The 15572-nt window shown below is 29.7% G+C and carries 20 protein-coding genes; 18 read left to right on the top strand and 2 right to left on the bottom strand.

Translation table 11 applies throughout. The features are described 5' to 3' along the window. The 12 genes from ACKVOV_RS11915 (at position 1) to ACKVOV_RS11860 (ending at position 9128) form a co-directional block, all read left to right on the top strand. Positions 1–63: a DUF3709 domain-containing protein gene (locus tag ACKVOV_RS11915; RefSeq protein ID WP_409206998.1), complete on the top strand. Its 63-nt coding sequence runs from the start codon at positions 1–3 to the stop codon at positions 61–63. Between the two features lie 145 nt (positions 64–208). Further along, positions 209–748, top strand: a complete 540-nt coding sequence (locus ACKVOV_RS11910) for an IS1096 element passenger TnpR family protein (protein ID WP_409206978.1) — start codon at positions 209–211, stop codon at positions 746–748. 49 nt (positions 749–797) lie between these two features. After that, positions 798–1157 carry a four helix bundle protein gene (locus ACKVOV_RS11905; RefSeq protein WP_409206977.1) on the top strand — a complete coding sequence of 120 codons (360 nt, stop codon included), beginning with the start codon at positions 798–800 and terminating at the stop codon, positions 1155–1157. A 59-nt stretch (positions 1158–1216) separates the two neighbouring features. Further along, a complete protein-coding gene (locus ACKVOV_RS11900) occupies positions 1217–2275 on the top strand; it encodes a nucleoid-associated protein (RefSeq protein ID WP_409206976.1) in 1059 nt (352 codons plus the stop codon). Positions 2276–2378: 103 nt separating this feature from the next. After that, positions 2379–3140 (top strand): Rossmann-like and DUF2520 domain-containing protein, encoded by a 762-nt coding sequence (locus tag ACKVOV_RS11895; RefSeq protein ID WP_409206997.1) that lies wholly within the window; start codon positions 2379–2381, stop codon positions 3138–3140. Beyond that, positions 3124–3651 carry a KdsC family phosphatase gene (locus ACKVOV_RS11890; protein ID WP_409206975.1) on the top strand — a complete coding sequence of 176 codons (528 nt, stop codon included), beginning with the start codon at positions 3124–3126 and terminating at the stop codon, positions 3649–3651. The genes ACKVOV_RS11895 and ACKVOV_RS11890 overlap by 17 nt, the downstream gene beginning before the upstream one ends. Positions 3652–3982: 331 nt before the next feature. Beyond that, the gene (locus ACKVOV_RS11885; RefSeq protein ID WP_409206974.1) at positions 3983–4345 is read left to right on the top strand and encodes a hypothetical protein; all 363 of its coding nucleotides are present in this window, start codon (positions 3983–3985) and stop codon (positions 4343–4345) included. Positions 4346–4424: 79 nt separating this feature from the next. Beyond that, a complete protein-coding gene (locus tag ACKVOV_RS11880) occupies positions 4425–5348 on the top strand; it encodes a geranylgeranylglycerol-phosphate geranylgeranyltransferase (RefSeq protein WP_409206973.1) in 924 nt (307 codons plus the stop codon). After that, complete coding sequence (locus tag ACKVOV_RS11875; protein WP_409206972.1) at positions 5338–5925, top strand: Maf-like protein; 588 nt, start codon at positions 5338–5340, stop codon at positions 5923–5925. Before ACKVOV_RS11880 ends, ACKVOV_RS11875 begins: the two co-directional genes overlap by 11 nt. An 89-nt stretch (positions 5926–6014) precedes the next feature. Further along, positions 6015–6527: a hypothetical protein gene (locus ACKVOV_RS11870; protein ID WP_409206971.1), complete on the top strand. Its 513-nt coding sequence runs from the start codon at positions 6015–6017 to the stop codon at positions 6525–6527. A gap of 107 nt (positions 6528–6634) precedes the next feature. Then, entirely contained in the window at positions 6635–7387 is a 753-nt protein-coding gene (truA, locus tag ACKVOV_RS11865; RefSeq protein ID WP_409206970.1) for a tRNA pseudouridine(38-40) synthase TruA, read from the top strand. Further along, positions 7374–9128, top strand: a complete 1755-nt coding sequence (locus ACKVOV_RS11860) for an ABC transporter ATP-binding protein (protein WP_409206969.1) — start codon at positions 7374–7376, stop codon at positions 9126–9128. The genes truA and ACKVOV_RS11860 overlap by 14 nt, the downstream gene beginning before the upstream one ends. A 57-nt stretch (positions 9129–9185) precedes the next feature. On the opposite strand, the gene ACKVOV_RS11855 is transcribed toward ACKVOV_RS11860, so the two are convergent. Both ACKVOV_RS11855 and folP read right to left on the bottom strand, forming a co-directional pair. Next, complete coding sequence (locus tag ACKVOV_RS11855) at positions 9186–10262, bottom strand: serine hydrolase domain-containing protein (protein WP_409206968.1); 1077 nt, start codon at positions 10260–10262, stop codon at positions 9186–9188. A gap of 49 nt (positions 10263–10311) precedes the next feature. Continuing rightward, positions 10312–11151, bottom strand: coding sequence for a dihydropteroate synthase (gene folP, locus ACKVOV_RS11850; protein ID WP_409206967.1), 840 nt, complete (start codon positions 11149–11151; stop codon positions 10312–10314). A gap of 91 nt (positions 11152–11242) precedes the next feature. Between folP and ACKVOV_RS11845 the strand changes: the two genes are divergently transcribed. The 6 genes from ACKVOV_RS11845 to ACKVOV_RS11820 all read left to right on the top strand — a co-directional run. Further along, the gene (locus ACKVOV_RS11845) at positions 11243–11785 is read left to right on the top strand and encodes a DUF1599 domain-containing protein (protein ID WP_409206966.1); all 543 of its coding nucleotides are present in this window, start codon (positions 11243–11245) and stop codon (positions 11783–11785) included. A gap of 56 nt (positions 11786–11841) precedes the next feature. Next, positions 11842–12948: a MauE/DoxX family redox-associated membrane protein gene (locus ACKVOV_RS11840; protein ID WP_409206965.1), complete on the top strand. Its 1107-nt coding sequence runs from the start codon at positions 11842–11844 to the stop codon at positions 12946–12948. Positions 12949–12955: 7 nt separating this feature from the next. After that, a complete protein-coding gene (locus ACKVOV_RS11835) occupies positions 12956–13453 on the top strand; it encodes a TlpA family protein disulfide reductase (protein ID WP_409206964.1) in 498 nt (165 codons plus the stop codon). Then, complete coding sequence (gene tpiA, locus ACKVOV_RS11830) at positions 13453–14205, top strand: triose-phosphate isomerase (RefSeq protein ID WP_409206963.1); 753 nt, start codon at positions 13453–13455, stop codon at positions 14203–14205. The genes ACKVOV_RS11835 and tpiA overlap by 1 nt, the downstream gene beginning before the upstream one ends. Positions 14206–14293: 88 nt before the next feature. Further along, entirely contained in the window at positions 14294–15010 is a 717-nt protein-coding gene (locus ACKVOV_RS11825; protein ID WP_409206962.1) for a glycosyltransferase family 2 protein, read from the top strand. Between the two features lie 48 nt (positions 15011–15058). Continuing rightward, a partial coding sequence (locus ACKVOV_RS11820) for a hypothetical protein (RefSeq protein ID WP_409206961.1) occupies positions 15059–15572 on the top strand: 514 nt, incomplete at its 3' end.

Raw genomic sequence — 15572 nt, 5'->3', positions numbered from 1 at the left:
ATTGATTGTTTGATGAAGCAAAATTGCACCATGCGTTGCAAATTTAAAATTTATCTTTACTGAATTGTGAAAATTTAGAGCTGAATTGTAATTTACTTATTGTGTTAACCCATTTATTAAAATAAAATCTTATCAACAAATCGTAATTCATAATTCGTATTTCGTAATTAATATTTTACCTTTGAAACTTTAAAATTAAAATACGATTATGGTTTATAAATTCAGAGTGATTCTTGACAATGAAGAAGATATTTTTAGGGATATTGCAATACTTGCCGACGATACTTTAGAAGATTTGCACAATGCGATTTTCAATTCTTTTGGATTCGATGGTCTAGAAGTTGGTTCTTTTTATACTTGCGATGATACTTGGAATCAAGAAGATGAAATTCCTCTTTTTGATTCAGGTGATGTTCTTGGTGAGATGAAAATTATGAGCGATTATATACTATCAGACATTTTAGATACCGAAAACACAAAGATAATTTACGTTTACGATTTTATAAATATGTGGACTTTCCTTGTAGAATTAGCTGCTATAGAAGAAATATCTGCTGGAAGTACTTACCCAGAAACACTTTTTGTTCATGGTGAAATGCCTTTAGAATCTGGTGAGAAAAACTTTATGGCAGATGAGGATGATGAAAACTATAATGAATTTGAAGATGATTTAGATGAAGATGATTTAGACATGTTTGGAGGTGATGACAGTTTTGAAGATTATGGATTTGAAGAGAATTGGAATTAATCTTTTGAGGCTCAAAGTTGCAAAGACACAAAGGTTTAAAAAAAAGTAAATGAGTACATTTAGAGATTTACTAATTTGGCAAAAATCGATGACTTTAGTAACTGAGGTATACCAATTAACTAATATATTTCCTAAAGAAGAAATTTACGGACTAACATCACAAATAAGAAGAAGTGCTATTTCTATTCCAAGCAATATTTCAGAAGGTTACGGAAGAGATGGAAATAAAGATTATTTAAAATTTCTAAACATAGGGATTAGTTCTCTTTTCGAAATGCAAACACAATTAGAAATAGCATACAATTTAAAATATATCACCGAAATACAATTTAACAAAATAAACGAAGAAAGTAAAGAAATTGAAAGAATGTTAAGTTCATTCATAAGAAAAATAAAAGAAAGAATTTAATTTTCTACTTTTCCCCTCTGAACCTTTACGCCCTTGCACCTTAGTACCTTTTAAAAAATATGATCAATTTATTCAACACACATATCGAAAGTTTATCTATACATCGTGTAGGAAACGTAAGTCGTAACGAAGAAATGTTTTTATCTGAAAATCCTTATGGATTAAACGACGAAATTATGCCGTTGCTAAAAGAATATTTTCTAAAAGCATTTCGTGATAAAGAGGAAAATTATTTTCAATTTGCTCATGACGTAGATTTAGAATATAATGAAATGTTTAAGTTTGCTTCCGAAATTTTTGAAAATCCAAGCAAAACACATGAAGTTTCGAAAAAAATAACCAAACATCTTTTCGAACAATCAAACCATCCACATATAAAAAATGGTGAAGTTTATGTAACACATTTAACCAATATTTCTATCGACAATAATGTTGTTGATGCTATTGGAGTTTTTAAAAGTGAGCTAAAAGCCGATTTTCTTCAGTTTGAAGAGAAAGGAACAACTCTAGAAATGATTTTACAACAAGGAATTAATTTAAACAAACTTGACAAAGGTTGTTTGATTTTTAATTACAAAAAAGAAGAAGGTTACAAGATTCTTACTGTAGACAGTAATCGTTACGATGCCCGTTATTGGTTGGAACATTTCCTTTCGGTAGATGCTTTTCAGGACGAAAATTTTAAAACTAAAAAATATTTAAAATTTTGTCAAGATTTTGCAAAAGAAGTTGTTTTTCCTGCCGAAGACAAAAAAGAAGAAGTAATGTTTATGAATAGAGCTGTAAATCATTTTGCAAAAAATGACCAGTTCGAAGAATCGTTATTTCTAAACGAAGTTATCGATAATCCAGATTTAATTTCAGAGTTTAAAAGCTATAAAGTAGACAAAGGAGAAAAATATAGCATCGAAGATTTAACTAGCTTTCCTATTGCAAACGCTGCCGTTTCGGATGCAAGAAGAACTATGAAAAATGTTATAAATCTTGATACTAATATTCAAATAAAACTAGATTTTATAAACCCAGAAAGTGCCGAAAAATTTGTAGAAAAAGGCTGGGACGAAGAAAAACAAATGTATTATTATTTAGTTTACTTCAACAAAGAACAAAAATCTTAACTTCTCTAATAGTTATAAAAATATTATTTATTAAAAAAGTAAATTAAACTAAGTTCCCAAAAGGCGTGATGTAAAAGTCATGCCTTTTTATTATTTTAGCCAAATGATTCGAGTAGTAATAATAGGTTCTGGAAATGTTGCACAACATTTGATAAAAGCTTTCGCCAAAAGTAATATTATCGAAATAGTACAAGCTTTTTCTCGCAACAAAGAAAGTCTTGAAAATATTATCGATTCTTCAAAAATCACAACCAATTTTGATGATTTAGCTGATGCTGATTTATATATCATTTCAGTTTCCGACAATGCTATTGCAGAAGTTTCTCATCAATTATATATTGAAAAAAAATTAGTCGTACATACTTCGGGAAGTATTCCTATAACTGATTTAGACGATAAAAACAGAAAAGGTGTTTTTTATCCGTTGCAAACATTTTCAAAAAACAAAGAAATCAATTTTGATATAATTCCAATTTGTTTGGAAGCCGAAAATAATGAAGATTACAAATTGTTGGAAACATTAGCAAAATCTATTTCTAATCAAGTTTTTAATATCAATTCAAATCAAAGGAAAGCTTTGCATGTTTCGGCAGTTTTTGTAAATAATTTTGTAAATCATTTGTATAAAATTGGAAATGACATTTGCAATGAAAATAATATTCCTTTCGAAATCTTACAACCATTAATACTCGAAACAGCAAACAAAATCACTTTGCTTTCGCCAAATGAAGCCCAAACTGGACCAGCGAAACGAAACGACACACAAACTATTAACACACATTTGCAATTTCTAACGAACGAAAATCAGAAGGAAATTTATAAAATACTAACAAAATCTATTATCGATAATGGCAAAAAGCTATAAAGAAATCATGAACGACATCACCACATTTATATTTGATGTTGATGGCGTACTAACAGACGGAAAAGTACATGTTTCTCCAACTGGAGAAATGCTCCGAGAAATGCATATTCGTGACGGATTTGCAATGAAAGCAGCGCTAGAATCTGGTTATAATGTTTGCATTATTTCGGGAGGAAGCAACGAAGGTGTTCGTATTAGATTAAGAAATTTAGGAATTACCGATATTCATCTTGCTGCACCAAACAAGGTAGAAACTTTTAAGGAATATATCGAATTATACAATGTTAAACCTGAACAAGTCTTGTATATGGGAGATGATATTCCAGATTATCATGTCATGAAATTGGTAGGATTACCAACTTGTCCGCAAGATGCGTCACCAGAAATAAAAGGAGTTTCCAAATATATTTCACATATAAATGGAGGAAATGGTGCTGTTCGTGATGTGATAGAACAAGTGATGAAAGTACAAGGAAAATGGCTAACTTATTTTGATGGAAAACACGATTAAAATAATGAATTGTGAATTATAAGTTGTGAGTTACTTTTTAAAAACATAGGTAAATTATACAATAAGTATGAAAAGTAAAAATAAGTTTTATATCATTATATTTTTTGGAATTCTTTTTACGTATATTTTATACCAATCATATCATTGTGATAATCTTTTTAGACATTTCTTTTATCTTTTGTTTGGTGGTATAGGGATATATTTTTATTACAATGAATTCTTTGATAAATCTGGAAATTATATTGGTTTTGAAAGCTTAAAAAAAAATTATATAATTTTATTTGGGTCCTTAATAATTCTGATAAATATTTGCATTATTAGCTATTATGAAATGAAACTAAATTTCCAAACATTGTTCAAAGTAGAAAATGGGATTTATGCTGATTTCAAAAAAAATGGAGAATACATAATAAAGAGCGGAAGTTGGGCAAGTCAAAAACACTTTTATGGTAAATATTCAATCATAGATAGCATAATAATTCTTGACAGAACTGATTTTAATGATAAAATAGTTTCTAATAGATTTGCAATTCGAAATCATAAAGGGAAAAAAAATGAGAACTTAAAAGAATATATGGTACAAATTGACAATCAAGGTAATGAAATTAAAAACTTTTTAACTTATGAAATCAAACCAATAAGAGAGATTTACGTTAGTTATGAATATGAAATTGTAGAAGATAATCGAAAATAAAAAAGTAACGCATACAAAGATTTTGGAAACGTTTAATGATAAATTAAATTAATTAACCAAATAAACAAATAACCTACAAATGAAATACCTAAAACTCATTCGATACCAAAACTTATTAATGATTGTTCTAATGCAACTCATTGTTTTATTTGGATTCCTAAAAATGCAAGATATTCCTTTAGCTTTGGCATTGTGGCAATATTATTTATTAATAGTTTCAACAGTTTGTATTGCTGCTGGTGGCTATATTATTAATGATATTATGGATCAAGATGCTGATACCGAAAACAAACCTAAAAAAGTTATCGTAGGCAAAACCATTACCGAAGGATTAGCCTATAATTTATATATTGGATTTACTATTATAGGTGTAGGAATTGGATTTTATCTTTCTAGAATAATCATGCGCCCTAATTTTGTTACTGTTTTTATTTTATGTGCTGCCTTGTTATATATTTATGCAACTAACTTAAAGCAAATCATGATTTTAAAAAATGTTATTGTAGCTTCTTTACTAGCTTTTAGCATCGTAATCATCGATTTATTTATGATTTTTCCAGCAACAGACATTACTAATAGAGAGCAAATGCATCCTGTATTTTCTGTTTTAATAGATTTTGCTACAATAGCATTTACACTCAATTTTATTAGAGAAATTGTAAAAGATTTAGAAGACACAAAAGGTGATAATAATCAAGGAATAAGAACCTTACCAGTTGTTTTTGGGATTTCTAAAACTTCAAAATTAGTATTTATATTAAGTTTTGTTCCTGTTTTATGTATTCTATATTATGTGTATAATTATTTGTTTCATTTGCAATATGCAACAATATATATATTTGGTTTTTTAGTTGGACCTCTACTCTATTTTATGATTAAAATATGGTCGGCAGAAACAAAAAATGATTTTCATCATCTCAGTAATGTTTTAAAATTGGTTATATTTTTCGGAATCATTTCCATTGCAGTAATCGGAATAAATATGAAATATTATGTTGCGTAAAAAATTCAGAAACACCAAAATAATTTTAGCTTCTGGCTCTCCAAGAAGACAAGAATTTTTCAAAAATTTAGATTTAGATTTCGAAATTCGACTCAAAGAAATCGAAGAAGTTTTTCCAGAAACTTTACAATCATTAGAAATCACGGATTATTTAGCAAAACTAAAAGCTTCTGCATTTGATGATGATTTACTCGAAAATGAACTATTAGTAACCAGCGACACCTTAGTTTGGTTACAAAATGAAGCTTTAGGAAAACCAAAAGATTATGATGACGCTTTTGCCATGCTTCAAAAATTATCTAACCAAACTCACGAAGTTATCACATCGGTTTGTTTTAAAACCAAAGACAAAACCGAGATTGTAAATGATATTACCAAAGTTACTTTTGGTACATTATCCGATGAAGCAATCAAATATTATTTAGACAATTACAAACCTTTCGATAAAGCAGGAAGTTACGGAATTCAAGAATGGATAGGACTGGTAGGCATCACAAACATTGATGGTTCGTACACAAACGTTGTCGGATTACCTACCGAAAAAGTGTATCAATATTTGTTAAATTTTACTTTTTAATATTCTCATAAACATTTATGGCATGGTTGTTGGAAATTGATAAACAACAAACATATTTATTAAGTTATTCATAAATAAAACCATAAATCATGAGGAAATTACAATTTACAATCGCAGCATTTATATTACTGTTTACATTACAATCTAATGCACAAATATCGGTTAGTTTAAATATTGGTTCACGCCCAACATGGTGCGATCATCACGAATCAGAATTTGATTATTATTACCTTCCGGAGATAGAAGCATATTATGATGTTCGTTCATCAGTTTATATTTATCTTGGTCCAAGAGGTTGGATTCGTTCAGTTTATTTACCAGAATATTGTGATAATTACGATGTGAATCGCGGATACAGAGTTGCCATCGATTATAGAGGTAATTGTCCTTACACTTATTTTAATAATCACAGAGAAAGATATTATCGTCCAAATTACAGAAACTATCGCGAAGAGTATTACCGACCAAATTACGAACACAGAAGAGAATATGCTTATGTAGAAAATCGTCGCAGAGAGAATGATGATAACCGTTATTACAAAGGCGAAAATCGTCGAGAAAATCACGATAACGGTCGAGGACGCGGACACGGAAGAAGATAATTCACTTACTTAATTCTTAAAAAACAGAGGACATTTTGTTCTCTGTTTTTTTTTATATTATTACCAAATAGATTTCCTTTATCTTTGTAAAAAAATCCTTTTTTGTTTTGAGATATTTTATCGAATTTGCTTATAACGGCACAAATTATCATGGATGGCAATACCAACCAAATGCGATTTCTGTACAAGAAACTTTAAATAAAGTTTTTTCGACACTTTTGCAGGAAGAAATAGATATTATGGGCGCTGGTCGAACTGATGCTGGTGTACATGCCAAGCAAATGTATGGTCATTTTGATTCTGATATTATTATCGATAATGCAAAATTTATTCATAAAGCCAATTCGTTTTTACCCAAAGACATTGTTGTTCTTGATATAATTCCCATTCACGATGAAGCCCATGCCCGTTTTGATGCTACATCTAGAACCTATCAATATCACATTTCGACTTACAAAAATGTTTTCACTAATGATTTATCTTGGTATTCATCAAAAGATTTAGATGTCATTGCCATGAATGAAGCGGCAAAATTATTATTAAAGTTTACCCATTTTAAATGTTTTTCGAAAACAAATACTGATGTAAATACTTATAATTGCAAAATAACGGAAGCTTTTTGGACTATAGAAAAAGAACAACTTATATTTACCATCACGGCCGACAGATTCTTAAGAAACATGGTTCGTGCTATTGTGGGAACACTCATCAATATTGGTTTACACAAAATAACAATTGATAATTTTATACAAATAATTGAATCTCAGAATAGAGAAAATGCTGGATTTTCGGTTCCAGCACAAGGTTTATTTCTCACAAACATCGAATATCCGTACATAAAGAAAGATGAAAGCATTTGATACAACCCTTTTCAAAAGGATTTTAGAATATACAAAACCATACAAAAAACGTTATTATAGCGTAATTGTTTGGGCAATATTATTGGCAGTTTTTGCAGCACTTCGCCCCTATTTACTAAAAAACATAATAGATGATTATGTTTTACCCAAAGACAAAAACGGATTTTCTTTATTCGTAATTCTTATGGCAAGTTCCCTTATTCTCGAAGTGTTATCACAATTCTACTTTGTTTATTGGGCAAACTGGTTGGGACAAGACATTATAAAAGACATTAGGACAAAGCTTTTTAAGCATATGACAAGTTTCAAAATTAGTTATTTTGATCACGAACCTGTGGGAAAATTAGTCACACGTTCTGTTTCTGATATCGAATCTATCGCAAGAATCTTCAGTCAAGGTTTATTTATGATTATAAGTGATTTGCTTAAAATGATAGTGGTATTTGTTTTTATGCTTTATATGAATTGGAAATTGACCATGATTATCCTTGCCGCAATGCCAATTCTTGTTTACATAACAAGAATATTTCAGAGAAAAATGCAACTTGCCTTCGAAGAAGTAAGAAACCAAATTTCTAACATGAATACTTTCGTACAAGAACGTGTTACAGGTATGAAAATCGTTCAACTTTTTACTAGAGAAGATATTGAACTCGAAAAATTTAAAGAAATAAATGACAAACACCGAAAAGCTTGGGTGAAAAATGTTTGGTATAACTCTATATTTTTTCCAATTGCAGACATTATTTCGTCTTTATCATTAAGTTTTATAGTCTATTATGGAGCCATGTTAATCTTAAACGACGACCCATTAACCAAGCAGGGTGATTTGTTCGCTTTTACAATGTATATCTCCATATTTTTTACCCCATTGCGTCAAATTGCAGATAAATTTAACGAAATGCAAATGGGAATGATTGCCGCCAATCGTGTTTTTGAAGTATTAGACACCAACCATCATATCGAAGATATTGGTACGCAAATTGCCCCAAAATTTAAAGGTAAAATAGATTTTAAAAATGTGACTTTTGGATATAAACCAGATGAAGATGTACTAAAAAGCATCAATTTATCTGTCGATGAAGGAAAAACAATTGCTATTGTTGGAGCAACTGGAGCAGGAAAATCGACAATAATTAACCTGCTAAATCGTTTTTATGAAATAAAATCAGGTACAATTTCTATAGATGGTAATGATATTACTCATTATACTCTAGATAGTTTACGCCAACAAATTGCCATTGTTTTACAAGATGTTTTCTTATTTGCAGATACTATTTATAATAATATCACTTTAAACAATCCGGCAATTTCTAAAGAAGAAGTTATCGCTGCAGCTAAAGAAATTGGTGCGCACGAATTTATAATGAGTTTGCCAAACGGATATGATTATAATGTAAAAGAACGTGGCAATATGTTGTCATCAGGACAACGTCAATTAATTGCATTTTTACGAGCTTATGTAAGCAAACCTAGTATTCTAATTCTTGATGAAGCCACTTCATCTATCGATGTTTATTTAGAAGAACTCATACAAAAAGCTACTGAAACAATTACAAAAAACAGAACATCTATAGTAATTGCACATCGACTAGCAACGGTTATAAATGCAGATAAAATTGTGGTTCTTGACAAAGGAATTGTAGTTGAAGAAGGAACACATAATCAACTATTACAAAAGGAAAATGGTTATTACCGAAAATTATATGATTCGCAGTTTGTAGCTCTTGAGGAAATATAAACACAAATTTTACAAACTTTAAATTAAGGCTAAAACCCAAATCTTGCGAACCCCGCTTTACCTGCCGTATTTTTTGTTTAATTCTTCGAATATTATCCATAATCCTTTCTCAACATCTTCCGATTGTTTATTTGCAAATAGTATGAATGCCTTGTTTGTCTCTTTACATATAAAAACTTCAGTTAAAAATGTCCCAGGACTACCTTTGTGAAAAGAATATTTTAAGTTGTTAATTTCATCAGTAAACCATTCCCAGCCAAATGAAAATTCATCCAATCCGTAATGCATATAATTAAACTCTTCAGCTGATAATTCTTTCGAATTCCCTAAAAGACCGTTGAGCTGCATTTGAATAAATTTCACATAATCGGATAAGCTTACATTTAGATTTCCTGCAGATGACAACCAATTCAATTTATAATTTTCAGCTGGTTTTTCTGGAATTAATTCCTCATTATATCCCCAAGTTTGATTTTTATCTTTGAAATTTGGTTGTCCAAATCCAAATTTTATTTCTAATTTTTTTCCAAGTTCATTTATTAATGTTTCATAATCTTTTCCAGTTACTTTTTCTAACATTAAACCCGCTGCAACATAACTTGGATTTGCCCAATAAACTTTTTGTTTTTCCTTGTCTGATTTTTGTTGTAAAATCCAAGACACAAATTCATATCGCTGTTGTTGTTCGTTGCCTTTTATTTCCTTTTTAGTAGGTGTTGTATTTCCGTAAGACCAATGAATTATTTTAGCACGAAAAGTGATAAAATCCTGTAATGTTAAATTATAATAGGATGAATCACTTTTAGCTTTTAACTCTGGATATAAATCAAAGAATTTTGTTTCCCATTTAATTTTTCCTTCTTTAACTAGAAGTGAAGCAATATAGCTGGTTATGGTTTTTGTGTTTGAACCAATTCTAAATTCATCAGTTAGTTCAGCTATAAGATTTGAATTTATTTTTTTATGCCCAAGTGCTTTTATTTCTATGATTTTTTCGGACGAAACTATTGCGTAATTTAATTCAGGAATTTTATAAATATTCCTTATGCTATCAGCAAATCTTTCGATGGTTTGACTGTAAGAAAAACTGAAAATAAAAGTAGTTATAAAAGTAAAAAGAATTGTATTTTTCATTATCAATATTGATATTAGTTTTTTAAAATTTTCGCAATATGGTCGCTAACTAATTAATTTGTACAAATTTGTGTAATTGATTATACAACTTCACACATTCAACTGCTTCTTTTACATCATGAACTCGAAGAATGTTAGCACCTTTTGTTAATGCAATTGTATTTAAAACTGAAGTTCCGTTTAGCGCATTTTCAGGTGTGGTTTCCAATGTTTTATAAATCATCGATTTTCTAGAAATTCCAACTAAAATTGGTAATTCGAGTATTTCAAATAATTCTAATTTATTTAATAATTCAAAATTTTGTTCCGAAGTTTTAGCAAAACCAAATCCTGGATCTACAATCAAATCATTAATACCAAAACTCCTAGCTTTGGCAACTTTTTCAGAAAAATATAACAAAATATCTTTAACCAAATCATCATAGTTTGTCATTTGTTGCATAGTTTGCGGTGTGCCTCGCATGTGCATCATAATGTATGGAACTTGTAGTTTTGCAATGGTTTTAAACATATTGTCATCAAGACTTCCAGCAGAAATATCATTAATGATTGCCGCACCATTTTCGGCAGCGAGTTGAGCTACTTTACTATTGAAAGTATCGATAGAAATTATGGTTTCAGGGAAATTTTTTAAAATTAAATCAACCGTCGAAACAACACGTTTTAGTTCATCATCCACTGAAACAATTTCAGCATTTGGTTTACTAGATTGTCCTCCAATATCAATAAAAGTGGCACCATCTTGCAACATTTTCTCTACTTGAGAAAGTATCTTTTCGTCTGAAACAAATCGTCCACCATCATAAAAAGAATCTGGAGTAACATTCAAAATTCCCATTACTTTTGGCAATGATAAATCGATAAGTTGTCCTTTGCAGTTAATTGTCATTTTTGAATATTGAAATTGTTGTTGCTATTGATATTAAAATTGCCTAAAAAGTTCTATTTTTGAAGAAATTTGATACAAATATAAATTAATAATGAGTAAAACGGCGCAACAATACGACGCAATAATCACAATTTGCCGAGATTTATTTACTAAAAAAATGAAAGATTATGGTTCTGCATGGCGCATTTTACGTTTGCCATCACTTACCGATCAGATATTTATAAAAGCACAACGCATTCGTAGTTTACAAGAAAATGAAATTCGAAAAGTAGATGAACACGAAAGTTCAGAGTTTATTGGGATTATCAATTATTCGATAATGGCATTAATACAGTTAGACAAAGGAGTTGCTGTACAACCTGATTTATCGGTTGATGAAGCTGTGAGATTGTATGACGAAAAAATAAAATTGACGAAAGAATTGATGGAAAACAAAAATCATGATTATGGTGAAGCTTGGCGAGATATGCGAGTAAGTTCCTTGACCGATTTGATTTTACAAAAAATTCTTAGAGTAAAGCAAATTGAAGATAATAAAGGAAAAACAATAGTTTCTGAAGGAATTGATGCTAATTATCAAGATATGATAAATTATGCCGTTTTTGCTTTAATATTAATGGATTTCAAAAAATAACAACTCATTAACAAATACTAAAATCAATCGGTTTTATATTTGTAAAAAACATAAAAATGGAAAAAGTAAAAAGTAGTTATTTACCTTGGACAATTAGAATTTTAATTTCGTTCTTATTTATTATTTCGGCCATTGCCAAGATGTATCCATCGCCTTATTTTGCTATCTCAACATTCGAAGTAAAACAATTGTATCCGCTAGGTTTTTCGGAAATTATTGCGCCTTGGTTTTCTAGAATATTAATAGGTATTGAATTAGCCTTAGGAATTCTAATCCTTCAAAATAACTTTTTACGAAAATTAATCATTCCCGTAACTATTTTATTGTTAGCCGTTTTCGTTGGGCATTTGTCTTATGTAACATTTTTAAGCGGAGGAAACACAGGAAATTGTGGTTGTTTTGGTGAGTTAATTCCAATGACTCCGATTCAAGCAATTATAAAAAATATTATTGCCATTATATTATTGGTTATTTTACTGTATTTATTACCCAAAACAATTGCTAGTAAAAATAACTTTTGGATAGTTTCAAGCATTACATTAGCTACTATAATTTCGATATTTTTATTGGCACCCATTAAGAAAGTTACAAACGATTTTGAAGTTACTCCAATAGAAAATGTTGTTACAGATAGTTCTAAAAACGAAGTTGCTGCTCCAATTCTTAAAGATTCTGTTATTACTGTTGTAAAAGTTGATTCGGTAAAAAAAGTACTTCCAACAAAAGTTGAAGAAATAATTTCTACAACCGAACCAGCAAAACATAAATCTGGTTATGCTAAATTATTTCCAAAAATAGATTCTGGTCGAAAAACATTGTGCTTCTTTGTTCCTGGTTGCGACCATTGCCGTCAAGTAGCAAAAGAATTGACTGAATTAAAACAAAAAAACAATAATTTCCCTGAAATTTTAATTATTTTTATGAATGAGGAAGCGGATTTGATTCCAGCCTTTTTTAAAGAAGCTGAAGCTGAATATCCTTATAAAATTATCGAAATCATTCCTTTTTGGAATGCATTAGGAACAGGTAAAGATACTCCGGGTGTGAAATATTTATGGAATGGAAATACTTATAAATATTATAACGGAATTACTGATAACAAATTTAACCCTATTGATTACCAAGAATTAATTAACAAACCGTATTCGGAATTAAAAAAATAAAAAAAACATGAAAAAAATACTTAGCCTTTTATCAGTCATTTTACTGAACATATCTTGTTCGAATGCACAAAAAGCAGAATTTTCTCCAGAAGCTTTATCAAACAAATTGACAACTTTAGATGGGAAAGAAACTAATTTATCAGATATTCTAAAAAAACATAGTGAAAAAACTATCGTTATAGAAGTTTGGGCTTCATGGTGCAGTGATTGTGTGAAAAACATGCCAAACATTAAAAAATTACAAGCCACACATACTAATACAGATTTTGTTTTTCTTTCTTGCGACAAAACAACAGAAGCTTGGGTAAAAGGTATTGAAAAACACGAACTACAAGGAGATCATTACTTAATTCCTGATGGTATGAAAGGTGCTTTTGGAAAATCTGTAGATTTAAACTGGATTCCAAGATACATTATTATTGAGAAAACTGGAAAAATAGCATTATATAATGCCATAGAAACAGATTATGAAAAAGTAAATACTTTATTAAAAAGCCTAAACTAATGAGAGCCAAAATTGTAGCTGGAAACTGGAAAATGAATAAAAATTCGGAAGAAACCGAAGATTTAATTAATGAGTTAATAGATAAATTACCTACTGACTTAGAGGCTGAAGTAATTATTGCTCCTACATTTGTAAACCTTGCTTCGGCAGTAGATCATACTGAATTTACAAATATTCGTGTCGCAGCACAAAATATGCACCAAGCAGAAAATGGCGCTTATACTGGTGAAATTTCAGCCGATATGCTAAAAAGTATTGGTGTGAATACTGTAATTCTTGGTCATTCGGAACGCAGAGCAATTTTTCATGAAACAGATGCTATTATTTCGTTTAAAGTTGATACAGCTTTAAAACACGACATGACTGTGATTTTTTGTTTTGGAGAAGAATTAAAAGACCGTCAAGACAAACAACATTTTAATGTCGTTGAAAATCAATTGCGTGACGGATTATTTCATATCGACAAATCATCATGGGCAAATATAATTTTAGCCTACGAACCTGTTTGGGCAATTGGAACTGGTGAAACAGCAAGTCCTGAACAAGCACAAGAAATGCATGAATTTATTAGAGAAACAGTTCGTAAAGTTTTTGGTAGTGATATTGCCGAAGATGTTTCTATACTATATGGAGGAAGTGTAAAACCTGATAATGCCGCTGCTATTTTCTCTAAACCAGACATTGATGGTGGACTCATAGGTGGAGCAGCATTAAAAGCAGACGATTTTGTAGCGATTGTGAATGGTATTTAACCAAATTAATTGCAATTAAATATATAGAATGTAACACAGAACCACTCCATTTAGTGGTTCTGTGTTTTTACTCAAAAAAAAATAAACCATGCAAAAATTATCTATAGTAATTCCAACGTATAACGAAGAATCAACTATTATTTTATTACTCGAGAAAGTGAATAAGGTTAATTTGACAGAAGGAATTACTAAGGAAATTTTAATCATAAACGATTGTTCTACTGATACTTCTGAAGAATTAATTCAGAAATATATTAACAATCATAAATCTATTGACATTCAATATTTTAAAAATGAAGTCAATAAAGGTAAAGGAGCTTCAATACATAAAGGAATTGAAAATGCCACAGGTGATTTTATAATCATTCAAGATGCTGATCTTGAATACGATCCTAATGAATACAATAGTTTATTACAACCCATTCTTGATGGATTTGCTGATGTTGTGTATGGCTCTAGATTTATGGGTAGTAAACCTCATCGCATATTGTTTTTTTGGCATACTATAGGAAATAAATTTTTAACATTCCTTTCTAACATGATGACCAATCTTAATCTTACAGATATGGAAACTTGTTATAAAATGTTTAGGTGTGATATCTTAAAAAAATGTAAGTTAAAAGAAAAACGTTTTGGTTTTGAACCAGAGATAACTGCCAAAATTTCTCGAATTCCTAACATTCGAATATATGAAGTTGGCATTTCTTATTATGGTCGAACTTATCAAGAGGATAAAAAAATTACCTGGAAAGATGGAGTTCATGCTATATTTTGTATTATAAAATATGGCCTTTTAAAACTATAATCCTTTCAAATCTTATTCTGTATATTTGATTACCAAAAAACGAATTTTATGTTTGAAAAATTATACCAACTAAAAACACAATTAGGATTAATTTTTTTAATATCTCTAATATTAAATATAAATACTTTTGCAAACCAATATGCTTTGGATGACGAAATTATTATCCTTCAAAATCTAAACGTTCAAGCAGGAGTTGATGGTATTAATAAAATACTCACTACAGATGCTTTTCAAGGATATTTAGATATGGCTGGAGCACAATCTCCTGTTAGCGGAGGAAGATTTAGACCCTTATCAATTATTACATTTGCTATTGAGCAATCTTTATTTGGAGAAACATATGGCTTAGAATATAGAGAAGCCCAGAAACGATTAGCAAATATAGAAAGTTCAGGAGGAACTCAAAAAGAGATCGGAGAACAAATAAATGCCTTAGAAAAAGTAAAAAATAAAATAACTAAAGCAGCATTAGATTTAGCTCCACTTAGACATATTGTTCAGTTTTTATTGTTTACAATTTCAATGCTAGTTTTGCTTCTTTTTTTAAGGAAACATATTTTTA

This window comes from Flavobacterium sp. (assembly GCF_046153165.1).
Classification (GTDB): domain Bacteria; phylum Bacteroidota; class Bacteroidia; order Flavobacteriales; family Flavobacteriaceae; genus Flavobacterium.
The sequence above is the reverse complement of the archived record's forward strand: the minus strand, read 5'-3'. Positions and strand labels throughout refer to the sequence as shown.

Coding starts and splice junctions, on each gene's coding strand:
- ACKVOV_RS11910 (WP_409206978.1), top strand. CDS start 209: ATGGTTTATAAATTCAGAGTGATTCTTGACAATGAAGAAGATATTTTT.
- ACKVOV_RS11905 (WP_409206977.1), top strand. CDS start 798: ATGAGTACATTTAGAGATTTACTAATTTGGCAAAAATCGATGACTTTA.
- ACKVOV_RS11900 (WP_409206976.1), top strand. CDS start 1,217: ATGATCAATTTATTCAACACACATATCGAAAGTTTATCTATACATCGT.
- ACKVOV_RS11895 (WP_409206997.1), top strand. CDS start 2,379: ATGATTCGAGTAGTAATAATAGGTTCTGGAAATGTTGCACAACATTTG.
- ACKVOV_RS11890 (WP_409206975.1), top strand. CDS start 3,124: ATGGCAAAAAGCTATAAAGAAATCATGAACGACATCACCACATTTATA.
- ACKVOV_RS11885 (WP_409206974.1), top strand. CDS start 3,983: ATGAAACTAAATTTCCAAACATTGTTCAAAGTAGAAAATGGGATTTAT.
- ACKVOV_RS11880 (WP_409206973.1), top strand. CDS start 4,425: ATGAAATACCTAAAACTCATTCGATACCAAAACTTATTAATGATTGTT.
- ACKVOV_RS11875 (WP_409206972.1), top strand. CDS start 5,338: ATGTTGCGTAAAAAATTCAGAAACACCAAAATAATTTTAGCTTCTGGC.
- ACKVOV_RS11870 (WP_409206971.1), top strand. CDS start 6,015: ATGAGGAAATTACAATTTACAATCGCAGCATTTATATTACTGTTTACA.
- ACKVOV_RS11860 (WP_409206969.1), top strand. CDS start 7,374: ATGAAAGCATTTGATACAACCCTTTTCAAAAGGATTTTAGAATATACA.
- ACKVOV_RS11855 (WP_409206968.1), bottom strand. CDS start 10,262: ATGAAAAATACAATTCTTTTTACTTTTATAACTACTTTTATTTTCAGT.
- folP (WP_409206967.1), bottom strand. CDS start 11,151: ATGACAATTAACTGCAAAGGACAACTTATCGATTTATCATTGCCAAAA.
- ACKVOV_RS11845 (WP_409206966.1), top strand. CDS start 11,243: ATGAGTAAAACGGCGCAACAATACGACGCAATAATCACAATTTGCCGA.
- ACKVOV_RS11840 (WP_409206965.1), top strand. CDS start 11,842: ATGGAAAAAGTAAAAAGTAGTTATTTACCTTGGACAATTAGAATTTTA.
- ACKVOV_RS11835 (WP_409206964.1), top strand. CDS start 12,956: ATGAAAAAAATACTTAGCCTTTTATCAGTCATTTTACTGAACATATCT.
- tpiA (WP_409206963.1), top strand. CDS start 13,453: ATGAGAGCCAAAATTGTAGCTGGAAACTGGAAAATGAATAAAAATTCG.
- ACKVOV_RS11825 (WP_409206962.1), top strand. CDS start 14,294: ATGCAAAAATTATCTATAGTAATTCCAACGTATAACGAAGAATCAACT.